Origin of the sequence: Histophilus somni (assembly GCF_014202395.1) — a bacterium.
Taxonomy (GTDB): domain Bacteria; phylum Pseudomonadota; class Gammaproteobacteria; order Enterobacterales; family Pasteurellaceae; genus Histophilus; species Histophilus somni.
Map to the genome: position 1 here is coordinate 37,423 of NZ_JACHGQ010000006.1, position 13,271 is coordinate 50,693.

14 protein-coding genes are annotated in these 13,271 nt (G+C 37.0%); 9 read left to right on the forward strand and 5 right to left on the reverse strand.

All coding sequences use genetic code 11. The features are described from left to right. Positions 1–3 precede the first annotated feature (3 nt). Positions 4–1,056, reverse strand: coding sequence for a phage major capsid protein, P2 family (locus tag HNR69_RS05155; protein WP_136122187.1), 1,053 nt, complete (start codon positions 1,054–1,056; stop codon positions 4–6). Between the two features lie 23 nt (positions 1,057–1,079). After that, positions 1,080–1,904 carry a GPO family capsid scaffolding protein gene (locus tag HNR69_RS05160; protein ID WP_136122186.1) on the reverse strand — a complete coding sequence of 275 codons (825 nt, stop codon included), beginning with the start codon at positions 1,902–1,904 and terminating at the stop codon, positions 1,080–1,082. Positions 1,905–2,067: 163 nt separating this feature from the next. On the opposite strand from HNR69_RS05160, the gene HNR69_RS05165 reads away from it, so the two are divergent. The 3 genes from HNR69_RS05165 (at position 2,068) to HNR69_RS05175 (ending at position 5,725) form a co-directional block, all read left to right on the forward strand. Then, complete coding sequence (locus HNR69_RS05165; protein WP_132995647.1) at positions 2,068–3,813, forward strand: terminase large subunit domain-containing protein; 1,746 nt, start codon at positions 2,068–2,070, stop codon at positions 3,811–3,813. Between the two features lie 13 nt (positions 3,814–3,826). Further along, the gene (locus HNR69_RS05170; RefSeq protein ID WP_136122185.1) at positions 3,827–4,807 is read left to right on the forward strand and encodes a phage portal protein; all 981 of its coding nucleotides are present in this window, start codon (positions 3,827–3,829) and stop codon (positions 4,805–4,807) included. A gap of 750 nt (positions 4,808–5,557) precedes the next feature. Then, complete coding sequence (locus HNR69_RS05175) at positions 5,558–5,725, forward strand: phage virion morphogenesis protein (protein WP_232451439.1); 168 nt, start codon at positions 5,558–5,560, stop codon at positions 5,723–5,725. Positions 5,726–6,019: 294 nt separating this feature from the next. On the opposite strand, the gene HNR69_RS05180 is transcribed toward HNR69_RS05175, so the two are convergent. The 3 genes from HNR69_RS05180 to HNR69_RS05190 form a co-directional block, all read right to left on the reverse strand. Next, on the reverse strand, positions 6,020–6,397 hold the full coding sequence (locus HNR69_RS05180; protein WP_012341730.1) for a hypothetical protein: 378 nt from the start codon (positions 6,395–6,397) through the stop codon (positions 6,020–6,022). Between the two features lie 97 nt (positions 6,398–6,494). After that, positions 6,495–6,752 carry a hypothetical protein gene (locus HNR69_RS05185; RefSeq protein WP_135026570.1) on the reverse strand — a complete coding sequence of 86 codons (258 nt, stop codon included), beginning with the start codon at positions 6,750–6,752 and terminating at the stop codon, positions 6,495–6,497. 69 nt (positions 6,753–6,821) lie between these two features. Beyond that, positions 6,822–7,760: a Kdo(2)-lipid IV(A) acyltransferase gene (locus HNR69_RS05190; RefSeq protein ID WP_075293512.1), complete on the reverse strand. Its 939-nt coding sequence runs from the start codon at positions 7,758–7,760 to the stop codon at positions 6,822–6,824. A 122-nt stretch (positions 7,761–7,882) separates the two neighbouring features. On the opposite strand from HNR69_RS05190, the gene hldE reads away from it, so the two are divergent. The 6 genes from hldE (at position 7,883) to cpdA (ending at position 13,225) form a co-directional block, all read left to right on the forward strand. After that, on the forward strand, positions 7,883–9,313 hold the full coding sequence (gene hldE / locus HNR69_RS05195) for a bifunctional D-glycero-beta-D-manno-heptose-7-phosphate kinase/D-glycero-beta-D-manno-heptose 1-phosphate adenylyltransferase HldE (RefSeq protein ID WP_075293511.1): 1,431 nt from the start codon (positions 7,883–7,885) through the stop codon (positions 9,311–9,313). Between the two features lie 9 nt (positions 9,314–9,322). After that, entirely contained in the window at positions 9,323–9,667 is a 345-nt protein-coding gene (locus HNR69_RS05200; protein WP_075293510.1) for an ArsC family reductase, read from the forward strand. A 112-nt stretch (positions 9,668–9,779) separates the two neighbouring features. Next, positions 9,780–10,913, forward strand: coding sequence for a succinyl-diaminopimelate desuccinylase (gene dapE / locus HNR69_RS05205; RefSeq protein WP_075293509.1), 1,134 nt, complete (start codon positions 9,780–9,782; stop codon positions 10,911–10,913). Beyond that, complete coding sequence (locus HNR69_RS05210) at positions 10,903–11,583, forward strand: M15 family metallopeptidase (protein WP_075293508.1); 681 nt, start codon at positions 10,903–10,905, stop codon at positions 11,581–11,583. Before dapE ends, HNR69_RS05210 begins: the two co-directional genes overlap by 11 nt. Positions 11,584–11,635: 52 nt before the next feature. Further along, positions 11,636–12,256: an ADP-ribose diphosphatase gene (nudF, locus tag HNR69_RS05215; RefSeq protein WP_011608738.1), complete on the forward strand. Its 621-nt coding sequence runs from the start codon at positions 11,636–11,638 to the stop codon at positions 12,254–12,256. 138 nt (positions 12,257–12,394) lie between these two features. Beyond that, positions 12,395–13,225: a 3',5'-cyclic-AMP phosphodiesterase gene (gene cpdA, locus HNR69_RS05220; protein WP_075293507.1), complete on the forward strand. Its 831-nt coding sequence runs from the start codon at positions 12,395–12,397 to the stop codon at positions 13,223–13,225. The last annotated feature ends 46 nt before the right edge of the window (positions 13,226–13,271 follow it).

Genomic DNA, 13,271 nt, shown 5'->3' on the forward strand with positions numbered 1-13,271 from the left:
TCCTTATTCAGCTTTTTTCGCTTTGATGTCTTCAGGGGCGTCTATCATGTTGATATTTTTTAACAATGCCACACTTTCATAGTTTTCGACGACAAAGTCATCATTAGAAGAGGTGTAATCTTCGTAGCGGTCATATTCTGCATTATCTTTTAATGTTCGACGCATTGCCCCTTCTTGGTAATAGATTGACAGGTTATCAAGTCGGGTAATTAAGATGGTGCCTTTTGGTACAAAAGGGGCTTGAACGGCTTGTAATCCGCCCACTCGTTTTGTACTCATAATAATATCACCGGCAACTTGTTCACTCGCCTTGCTTTGATTGAGCAGAGGGAAGTATTTATCAGCCAGCAAATCACGGCTCATAATGGCGACTAATTTCGTGTCATCTTGGAATTGAGGTGCGATTAAATCGCTGACGGCAGAAAACACAAGGGCATCTAAATTTTTGTATGTTTTTCCTTCCCCGACTTCAATTTTTCCGCTGCTCTTTTTGTCTTCTGTCATGACACGTTCAGGTGCATTGTCTTCAATTTTTTTCAACCAGCCTACAGCGACATCTTGTAATAATGGGTTTGTCTTTCTGTTAGAGGTTGCTGCACGACTTGTTCCGTTAAAACCGATCATAATTCTATCCAGTGCCATTCGTTCGGCTTTTAATGTGCCGATGCGTTTAGCGAAATCAGGGAATTTTGCCCACATATCCAAGATGGCATATTTGAGATGTGTATCATAGTTAATTTGTTGGCAGTGATACGGAATTTTGTTTAACGCATGAATGGCTTGCGTTTTACGTCCGGCAGAATTGGTATCTGTTGTTCCTGCAATGGTACCTGATACGCCTAACCCTAAGATTTCACCTTGTTGTTCATCTACCGGTACAATGTTGATCAGTTTTAGGAAATCCGAGCTCTCTTGTACTGCATTTTCAAGACGTTGCTGTACACTTGGCGTCACATTAAATTTCGCCCCTCTTGCAATTCTTGAGAAATCCTCTTGGTTATCGTTTGAAATACCTTGAATGTAATTCATTAATGTTTGTGCGGTGGTTTTTTTCATCGTGTTTAAGTCCTGATAATTGATTAAAAGAAACGTCCATCATTCATACTATCGCCACTAATTAAAGGGCGTTCGGTATAGTTGGTATGCGGTTTTTTTTCTAACACGGCGAATTTTTCGCTGTGTTCGTTTGTTTTTTCTGTGTATTCATTTAGCGTTTGTTTTAGCGTTTGATTTTCCGTTTCAAGTGCGGTGGTTTTTTGATGGAGATGTTGTACTTCTTTTGAAAGTAACATGACCGCTTGATCTATATCGTTAAAACGTTGTTTATCTGTCCGCTCTTTTTGGCTAAACATCGCTGTAATGCGTTCAAAGAGAGTAGGTTTTTCCGGCTCCACGTCGTTAAATTCTAAGCAGACTTCTACGGCTTCAGTAAACAAATTTTCCGTTTTTAATTTGCGTGCATTAAGGGGGTTGGCTTGTGCCGATGAGGCAAACTGTAACATTTCCGTCCCTAAACTTGCCGGGTTATCCGTGACTGCAAGACCTACTAAATAGGCTTTTCCCGTGTCGCTGAAATTGGTATCGATTTCAATTGAGGTATACACTTTTTGACGTTTTTTGTTTAACGCAATGAGTTCTTCTGTGGGGTCAATTTGTGCTAAGAGTTGTAATTTTCCTTCGCTTTCTTGGGTTTTTAAGGCGATGACATCACCGTAAGCTTGAGCATGCGGTTCTTCTTCTCGGTAAAGATAAGATTTGATGTGATCTAAATTAATACGTGCTCCATAGGTTTTAGGATTATAGCTTTCTGCCATTTGTTCAATCCAAACTCGTGAAATATTACGTCCGTCTGTGGTCGCCCCCTCGGTTGCAACAACAAACCATTTTGATTTGTATTTTTTCATGGGTGTATTCCTATTTTTTCTTTTCAATTTGTTTTTATACTGGTTGATTTCTTTTTTCTTGTCATTTGCTTATCAATGTTAATTTTTTTTTGACAGTTTACAGGGGTCATGCATTTTCTTGGATTTCCTTATTATGCTGTGAGTGAGAATTAAGGATGGATAGATGATTGATATAACGTTAGACAGTAAGCGTGAAAGCCGTTTGCTTTATTTTTCAGGTTGGCGGATTACGGATATTGCCGACAAATTAGGGGTGCCTATTTCCACGATTTCAAGTTGGAAAGACAGGGAGAAATGGGACGATATAGCCCCTGTCGGTCGGGTTGAAAATACCTTAGAGGCGAGATTGAATTTACTTATTTTAAAAGAAGATAAAACCGGTCAGGATTTTAAAGAAATTGATTTGTTGGGTCGCCAAATGGAAAAAATGGCAAGAATTAAGAAATATTCCAACGGTGGCGGTAATGAGGTTGATTTAAACCCTAAATTAGAAAAACGATACAATGCACCCCGAAAATATAAAGACAAAAATCCGATTACTGCGGAACAGGAAGAATTACTGATTAACGGCTTTTTTGATGGTATTTTTCAGTATCAACGACATTGGTTTGATGCCGGCAAACATCGGATTAGAGAAATTTTAAAAAGTCGACAAATCGGAGCAACCTATTATTTCGCTCGTGAGGCGTTTGTTGATGCGTTAAAAACAGGGCGTAATCAGATTTTTTTGTCTGCCAGTAAAAAACAGGCTTTGCAATTTCGTTCTTATATTATGGCTTATGCTAAGGAAAAAGCGGATTTAGAACTGAAAGGCGAAACTATTTTATTACCCAATGGGGCGGAGTTAATTTTTTTGGGGACGAACTCGGCAACGGCTCAAAGTTATCATGGTAATTTGTATTTTGATGAATATTTTTGGGTGCCTAAATTCGGTGAACTGCGGAAAGTAGCAAGTGCTATGGCCTCACAAAAACAATATCGTCAAACTTACTTTTCTACACCGACAACGAAAGCGTCAGACGCCTTTAAATTTTGGTCAGGTGAGCTGTTTAATAAACGGCGAGCAGGTGAAGAAAAAGCGGAATTTAATATTAGTCATGATTATTTATGTAGCGGGCGACTTTGTGCGGATAGACATTGGAAGCAAATTGTGACGATTTATGATGCACAAAAGGGCGGTTGTAATTTGTTTGATATTGAACAATTACGCTTTGAAAATTCCACAGAGGAGTTTGAGCAGTTATTTTTATGCCAATTTGCGGATGATAACACGAGTATTTTTAAATTTGCCGATTTACAGGCTTGTCAAGTTGATAGCTATGAGGAATGGCAAGATTTTAAACCTTTTTATCCTCGCCCTTTTGGTCATCGTGAGGTTTGGATTGGGTACGATCCGGCGTTTACCGGCGACCGTGCTGCATTAGCTATTGTCGCACCGCCTAAAGTTGAGGGGGCGGATTTTCGTGTTTTGCACTATGAAACTTTTCATGGGCTGGATTATGAGCAACAAGCCGGCAAAATTGCCGATTATTGTAAAAATTATCATGTAACCAAAATCACCGTTGACAGAACGGGTATGGGGGAGGGGGTTTTTCAGTTGGTAAAAAAATTCTTTCCCTCTGCGGTGGGATTGACCTATGACGTGAATTTAAAAAATGAGATGGTGTTGAAGACGTTAAACTTGGTGCAAAAAAGACGGATTAAATGGGACGGTAAAGATATTATTAATAGTTTTATGACGATTAAACGTCAGGCAACTAAGACAGGTCGACAGATGACTTATGTATCCGATCGTTCGCAAGACGCAAGCCATGGTGATTTAGCTTGGGCAATTATGCACTGTATTTTAAATGAAAATTACGGCGGTGGTAATCATCGCAATCAATCTACTGTTTTTTCTTTTGAATAGGATCTAATGTAATATGAATAAGACAAAAAATACTGTTCACGCCTTTAGTTTTGGCGATCCTGTGCCGGTTTTAGAGGGTGGTTCAATGTTGAATTATTTTGAAAGTGTTTTACTTCACAATAAATATTATGCACCGCCGATTGATTTTGACGGACTTTCTCGTGCTTATCGCTGTTCTTCTCATCATCAGAGTGCTATTACGGTGAAGAAAAATATTTTGCTTTCTACCTGTAAAACGACCGCTCTTTTGCCTCGTACGACACTTGAAAAGTTTGTTAATGATTATTTGATTTTTGGAAATGCGTATTTAGAAAAAATGACGAATTCTTTTGGTCAGACAATCGCTCTTAATGTGCCGTTGGCTAAGTATATGCGGAAAGGGGCGGAACGAGGGCTTTTTTATTTGTTATACGGGGTGAAAGAATATGCCTTTGAGAAAGATACGGTCTTTCATTTGGTCAATCCTGATATTAATCAGGAGGTTTATGGGTTGCCTGATTATTTTTCTTCTTTGCAATCCGCTTTTTTGAATGAAAGTGCAACGTTGTTTAGACGTAAATATTATCAAAACGGGGCACATGCCGGGGCGATTTTGTATTTGACCGATCCGTTGCAAAAAGAAGAGGATATTTTAGCAATTAAGAAACAATTAAGTCAGGCAAAAGGAAAAGGTAATTTTAAGAATTTGTTCATTCATGCACCACATGGCAAGAAAGATGGGATTCAAGTTATTCCGCTTTCTGATATTGTCGCTAAAGATGAGTTTTTGAATATTAAAAATTCTAGCCGTGATGATATATTAGCAGCTCATCGTGTGCCTCCGCAATTAATGGGTGTTATTCCTACAAATGCGGCGGGGTTTGGTGATGTTGAAAAGGCGGGAAAGGTATTTTTCATTAATGAAATTAAGCCTCTGCAACAACGTTTAGAAGAACTGAATTATTGGCTTGGTGAAACTGTTATTACGTTTACGCCTTATGAGTTACTGTCTTGAAACCATATCTTTTAGGACAGGGAGGACGCCAAGAGTTACTTAGTTACTTAATGACAAAAACTAAGCCATGACTAAAATGTAAAAGTCTGCTTATGCAGGCTTTTTTTTTAACATAAAATTTAGCCTCTCTTTCCCCCTTAACCTCTCTCTCCCCCTAAAATAAAAACACCACCCCAAGCATATTATATAAAACCAACATATCACGAAAACTTAAAAAAACAATTTTAGCTTTTTTTTTAATCAATCATCACTCCCAAAAATCGCAGCAGACCCCACGCCACGCCCGCACATTAAAAGTATATGTTTCAACGCAAAATCAGATCCTAACAAATCCTTTTTCTCTACTACTATTAACATAATTTTAAATTTAGATCTTTAAAACGCAATACAACGCAAAAAAACGCAATTCAGATCTTTAAATTAGCAAATGATCCTCACTGTATCAAACAAAACGCAATCTTTTGTTTTTTTAGTTATTATGGTATCAATAGGGCGTGCCATTTCTTAAATTCCTCTAACAACCAACCAACTACAGCTCCAATGATCTAAACTAACAACAGCTTAAAAAACAAGTATTTTTTGCTATCTCAAAACAAAGTATTGTATTTATATACAGTATAAATTATGATCTAAAAGAACCGATTACAGAATTTAACTGTTACCAAAAACTGATCCAAAAACAAAAAAAGTGTACCAAACAGCAGAATTAAAACCCAAGCCATGTTTAAAAAAATCACCCAAGCAAGGCACATGAAGCTACGCCGCCAAAAAGACGGTATAGAACTAGGGTTTAGCGGAAATACCGCCTACATCGCCACTATTCATCAATATGGATTAAGAGCAAGAGTAGAACGACACAAAGAACACAAAGTACAATACGCCAAGCGTGAATTACTAGGCCTTACAGAGCAGGATTGAAGCGTTTGTGATCAACGCATTGAGTGAAAATATTGATTAGATGTCATCATCTAAATTCTTATTTTTGCAGTGGCAACAATTTTTATCACGATTGGACGTATCATAAAACAACACAAAGATAAAAAATAAAGCAACACTGCCAAAAATAAACGTCAGCCCAACGCTTAAATCAAAATAAAAATAACAAATAAGGTAAGGACACGCGACAATTAACACAAAAATAAGGTCGATAAAATCATTAACAGTCAATTTACTTTTCATAGAACCACCGTAGTTTTTGTCGTTATTGTCTTTTTATATTAAAAAATAGCAAATAACCGCAATAAGAATGATGGCACTTATGCCCCATTCAAGGCTAAATTGATAATCGACCTGTTCTTTAGCATGATAACGTCCGGATTTCTTTTGAATTGCCATTAGCACTGTATCCAAAAGTAACATCAAAGGCGTTAATGCAAACGTGAATAACACGCAACCTATACCGACAGGGATAGAAAGCAAAAAAACGGAAATAAGCAAGGAACTGAAAAAATGAATGACAGATAAGGTTTCCCAACTCATCCTTAGCGAAATACCAAACAACACAATAACGGTAAACATAGCACTGATGTAGTACAAATGAGTAACCCAAAAAAAAGTAAAATTTTCATACTTTAATTCATCGTGTCGCATAAAAACCCCTGTGTTTTTTGTGTATCTTTGTTTATTTTTTCTACGTTGTCAATCTTATTTCAACATATTAATAATTTGTTCTCGAGATCGGACCCATTCATAAATCACTGACAAAAATAGTTTTGGTCAGCATTGCCGGTTGATTATCATCCATATCAGCAAATAATGTGGCAAGTTTTTGCTGTGCTGTGTCATAATCATCTTGGTTTAATGCGTTGATCACCGGATTCAATATTGGGTTCATTAATTGTTGATATTTCTCCGGTGTCGGTTCTAATCCGTCTAACACTTCATCAGGATCATTTTGTACCGATAATAACGCTATTTTCCCTTTGCCTATCTTTTGAACCGACAAAAGTGCGGTCATATTTGGCGGTGTTTTACGCTCTAATACAGCTTCGTTTTCTGTTACGGTACTTGCAGTTTATTCGTATAAACTTTGTTGATGTTCATCAGGTCTGGTTTTAAATCGGCGATGTAACCACATATATTGTGTTACATCTTGCAATATTTCCTTTTCTACAATCTTATTCATTCGTGTTGCTATTGCCGTTTCATCATGGCGAATATCCGAAAAATCAATAGGTGCTGAAATGTTCAACGTATATCCAGAGTTATCTTTGTTACGAAGCGGTGTAAAAGGGATAACTTTGCTCTTAGGTGATGATTTTATTAAGTAGTAACTTCCGGTTGTTGTTGCCGCCTCCGGTACAGCAAAAAAAGGTACGAAAACAGCATTTTTTCTTCCATAATCATGATCCGGAGCGTACCAAATCATTTCACCATGACGAATAGCTTTAATCATTGCACGTAAATCTTTGCGATCCAATAAACCTTTATTTGATCTTGCACGTCCACGGCATTGTAACCAATCCATTAAAGGATTATCATGCGGTCGATAAATGCCAATGCCTGGATGAGATAGACCAATAATCCTTGCACCTAATTCTAAAGTGAGAAAATGAATACCTACAAGAATAATACCGTCTTGTTGATTTTCTTTTAAATATTCAAGCCCTTCAATTTTGCTCCATTTTTTTATTCGTTTATCTGACCAAAACCAAGCCATACCGGTTTCAATAATTGCCATGCCTGTTGCTTTAAGATTGGATTGTAATATATCGTTGATTTCCTGTTCAGAATAATGAGGAAAACAGAGCTGTAAATTTTGGCGAGCGATTTTTGTTCTGCGTTGACCGATTTTCAAACGAGAAAATAAAGAACCTAAACCGTTTCCAATTCTAAGCAAGATTGGGTAGGGGAGTAATAAAATCAGGCGGAAAAATAGAAATCCTAACCAGAATAGCCAATATTTGGGTTTAAGAAATTCAATATTAAATTGTGGAATTGATGTTTTTGCCATAATGTTACTTAATCTAATACAACTTTGATTTTGCGTCGTAGTTTAACGGAAATTTGACGAAATAGCATTTTTACTGTGGTAAAATCAGCGAAATTTTAGTGATTTTATGAGAGAAAAGAAAAATGATGCAATATTCAGCACAGTTTAATCAAGCTAAAGTAATGGTGCTCGGTGATGTCATGCTTGATCGTTATTGGTTTGGGGCAACCAATCGAATTTCACCTGAAGCTCCGGTTCCTGTGGTTAGAGTACAAGAAAATGAGGAAAGAGCAGGCGGTGCGGCTAATGTTGCTATGAATATTGCCTCGTTAAATGTACCTGTTCGGTTATTGGGTTTAACAGGAAAAGATGAAGCAGCTAGGGCATTAATGCAGCTATTGGAAAAACAAAGTATTCATTGCGACTTTACTCAACTTGACTCGCACCCAACTATTACTAAATTACGTATCCTATCACGTCATCAACAATTATTACGCCTTGATTTTGAAGAGGATTTCAACAATATAACAAGTGCGGATTTATTGTGTAAGCTTGAAAGTGCGGTACAAAAATATGGTGCATTAATTTTATCTGATTATGGCAAAGGGACATTAAATGATGTACAAAAAATGATCCAAATTGCTCGTAAAGTGAATATCCCTGTCCTGATCGATCCGAAAGGAACTGATTTTGCACGTTATCGTAGTGCGACGTTGTTGACGCCAAATATGTCGGAATTTGAGGCGGTTGTCGGAAAATGTCATAGTGAAGAAGAGATTGCAGAGAAGGGCTTGCAACTAATAAAAGATCTTGATTTATCTGCTTTGCTGGTTACTCGCTCAGAAAAAGGAATGACATTATTACGTCCAAACAATGCACCATTTCATTTGCCTACAGAAGCAAAAGAAGTGTTTGATGTTACCGGTGCGGGCGATACCGTAATTAGCGTATTAGCTACCGCACTTGCTGATGGGCGTAGTTATGAGGAGGCTTGTTATTTAGCGAATGTGGCGGCAGGGATTGTTGTTGGCAAATTAGGTACATCAACAGTTTCAACAGTTGAGTTAGAAAATGCCATTCATGGCAGAACTACGGCAGGTTTTGGCATTATGGAAGAAAGTCAATTAAAAGCGGCGGTGGAATTGGCAAAAGCACGAGGAGAAAAAATAGTGATGACAAACGGTTGCTTTGATATTTTACATCCGGGGCATGTGTCTTATTTAGAAAATGCACGTAAATTAGGTGATCGTTTAATTGTCGCTGTTAATACGGATAATTCTGTAAAACGTCTTAAAGGTGAAACTCGTCCGATTAATGATTTAGCGACTAGAATGGCTGTTTTGGCGGGATTATCTTCTGTGGATTGGCTTGTTGCGTTTGATGAAGATACACCTCAACGTTTAATTGCAGAAATATTACCTGATTTATTAGTCAAAGGTGGAGATTACAAGCCTGAGGAAATCGTTGGCAGCAAAGAAGTCTGGCTAAATGGTGGCGAGGTCAAGGTGTTAAATTTTGAAAATGGCTGTTCTACAACGAATGTGATTAAAAAAATTCAACAGTTAAAAGAGTAAGGGAACATTATGATTACGGTATATGGTATTAAAAATTGCGATACTGTTAAAAAAGCATTGAAATGGTTAGCAGATAACAATATTGAATACCAACTTCACGATTTTCGTGTAGACGGTTTACAACAATATTGGCTAGAACAAGCGGAACAGCAATTTGGCTGGGAAAATTTAGTCAACAAACGTAGTACGACATGGCGTAATTTAGATGAAGAAATCAAACAAAATCTGACTAAACAGACCGCACTTAAAACCTTACTTGCACAACCTACTTTAGTTAAACGTCCGATTATTTTACAAGACGGCAAAGCGTTGATTGGGTTTAGTGTAGAAGAATATGAACGTGTATTGAAATAAAAGATTAACAACGTTCTATTTAACGTATGGCATATTGCAATAGTGCAAAATGAAACTATGAATTGATAAAAGGACAGATGCTACGCAAACGTTCGTAAAAAAATAAAATCTTATGAAAAATAACATAATTACTCTCACTCAAAGTCTTATTCAACGTCCTTCAATTAGCCCTGATGATCAAGGCTGTCAACAACTTATTGCCGAACGTTTACAAGCGGTTGGTTTTAAGTTGGAGTGGTTACCTTTTGGTGATACCTTAAATTTATGGGCTACTCATGGTGAAGGAAAATGTATTGCTTTTGCGGGGCATACAGACGTTGTTCCGATTGGTAATGAAAGTCAATGGACTTATCCGCCTTTTGAAGCCCGAATTGTTGAAAATATGCTGTATGGGCGTGGTGCTGCGGATATGAAAGGTGCTTTGGCAGCAATGGTTATTGCGGCGGAAACTTTTGTGAAACACCTGCCAAATCATCAGGGAAAAATAGCCTTGTTGATTACCTCTGATGAAGAGGCAGCGGCTACCAATGGAACGGTAAAAGTAGTGGAAACGCTAATAAAACGTAACGAAAAGATTGACTATTGTGTAGTAGGTGAACCTTCCAGTGCAACGCAATTTGGCGACATTATTAAAAACGGACGACGTGGTTCTATTACAGGAAATTTGTATATTCAAGGTGTACAAGGTCATGTGGCTTATCCTCATTTAGCGGATAATCCTGTTCATAATGCCTTGAAATTCTTAGATGAATTAACTCATTATCAATGGGATAAAGGTAATGAATTTTTCCCGCCGACCAGTTTACAAATCGCCAATATTCATGCAGGGACAGGTAGTAATAATGTAATCCCCGGTGAACTTTATGTGCAATTTAACTTGCGTTATTGTACTGAGGTGACAGATGAAATTATTAAAACTAAAGTGACTGAGATGTTGGAAAAGCATAAGTTAACGTACCGTATAGACTGGAATTTATCGGGCAAACCGTTTTTAACACCTCAAGGAAAATTAGTAAATGCCACACTGGAAGCAGTAGAAAAATTTACTCAAATCAGACCGCACTTAGATACAGGAGGAGGTACTTCTGATGCTCGTTTTATTGCCACAATGGGAGCGGAAGTTGTAGAGTTTGGACCTCTCAATCAAACTATTCATAAAGTGAATGAGTGTGTGAATATTGATGATTTAGCCAAGTGCGGTGAGATTTATTATTATATTTTGGAAAAATTGTTTAATGAACAATAAGTTATCAAAAATCCTCACAGGAAAAAGTCGTGAACATTTAATTTCATTACCGAATACGCTTTCGGCTAATCATTTTTTGCAGATGGACGTTGTCGCTGCTTTTTTGCAGTTACAGCAAGCTGCAAAGCAAGCTGGCTTTAATTTACAGCCAGTAAGTAGTTTTCGTGATTTTGAACGTCAGCGTTTAATTTGGAATACAAAATTTTATGGAGAACGTAAAGTTCATGATGATCAAGGAAATCCGTTAGATTTAACCGCACTTGACGATTGGCAAAAAGCACAAGCGATTTTGCGTTGGTCTGCGATGCCGGGAGCAAGTCGCCATCATTGGGGAACGGAAATCGATATTTTTGATCCTGATTTATTGCCAAAAGGACAATCTTTACAACTTGAGCCTTGGGAATATCAAACTGGTGGTTATTTTCAACGCTTAACTAATTGGTTATTAGTTAATGCACAACAATTTGGTTTTTATTTTCCATTTTTTGAGTTAAAAGATAAAAAAGTGGGCAATGAACTTTGGCATTTAAGCTATTTTCCCATTGCAGATATATATCAACAACAATTTTGCCCTGAGTTGTTATCACAAGCGTGGTACGAGGAAAACGTTGCGGGTAGCGAGATATTATTGAAGCATCTTGATGAAATATTTAGGGATTTTTTGATTTAATGATTTAAGCTATTTTTAGCCAATCCAATTTTTAATAATTTTAGAGGTATATATGGAAGTTCAGCAATTTACTCAGCAAGATATTGAAATTCTTCATGAAGAAACATTGTACAAAGGTTTTTTTCAATTAAAACGCATTCAATTTAAGCATAAACTGTTTGCTGGTGGTGTTAGTGGAGTTGTAACTCGTGAATTACTTTATAAGGGGGCAGCATCAGCAGTTATTGCGTATGATCCATATTTAGATAAGGTGATTTTAGTCGAACAAGTTCGCATTGGTGCTTACGATCCCAAATTAACCACATCACCTTGGTTATTTGAATTAATTGCAGGTATGGTGGAAGAGGGAGAAAAGCCTGAAGAGGTTGCACTAAGAGAAAGTCAAGAAGAAGCAGGCGTTCAAGTAGATAATTTGCAGCATGTTTTAAGTGTGTGGGATAGTCCGGGCGGAGTGATTGAGCGTATCCATTTGTTTGCCGGAAAAGTTGATAGTACAAAAGCAAAAGGTATTCATGGCTTGGCGGAAGAAAATGAAGATATTCAGGTGCATGTTATTAGCAGAGAAATTGCCTATCAATGGGTCTGCGAGGGAAAAATTGATAATGGTATAGCGGTCATGGGATTGCAATGGTTACAACTCAATTATAAAACTTTGCAACAACAATGGTTATAAAATGTGATACAGATTATATTTTTTATAAAAAATTAGATAAAAATATGATCCTGTTAACATTTTCATTATTTTTTTAATGCAATTTTTTATTAAAACAGTAAGTTATAACCCGTTTGTTGTATATAAAGGGTGAATATTTTGATCAGTACATATCAATACCCTACTTCAGAGAAAGTAGTTCGTTTAATTCAGATTACCGATCCCCATTTATTTAAAGAAAAAAATGGAGAATTACTTGGCATTAATACGTATGATAGTTTTAATCAAGTATTAAGCGAGGTTTTACAAAGTAAATTTGATTATGAGCTTGTTTTAGCAACGGGAGATTTAGTACAAGATAGCAGTGAAGAAGGTTATCAATATTTTGCTGAATCGGTTAAGTTGTTGAATAAAAAAGTTTTTTGGATTCCGGGAAATCATGATTTTCAACCTAAAATGTTTGATGTTTTAAGTCAATATCAAGAATACATTTATCCGACAAAACATGTATTAGTGGGAAAAAATTGGCAAATTTTGATGTTGGACAGTCAAGTATCAGGCGTACCTCATGGGTATCTAGGACAATATCAATTGGATTGGTTGTCAGCAAAACTGAGAGATTATCCAAAACGCTATGCCTTAGTTGTTCTACATCATCATATTGTTTCCACTAATTCGGCTTGGTTGGATCAACATAATTTACGCAATTCCTTAGACTTAATGCAAGTGTTGTTACCTTTTAGAAAAGTGCGGGGCATTTTATATGGGCATATTCATCAAGCAATGGATACAAAATGGCAGGGATATAAAATTATGGCAACGCCTTCTACATGTATTCAATTTAAACCTGACAGTAATCATTTTTCTTTAGACACATTACAACCGGGGTGGCGTGAAATTGAGTTATATGATGACGGACGAATTGAAACAAGAGTTAAACGGATTCAACAGGCAAGTTTTCTGCCGAATATGTTGAGCGAGGGCTATTGATGAAAAGCGAAAAGTGCGGTGAAATTTTTGATTTTTTCACCGCACT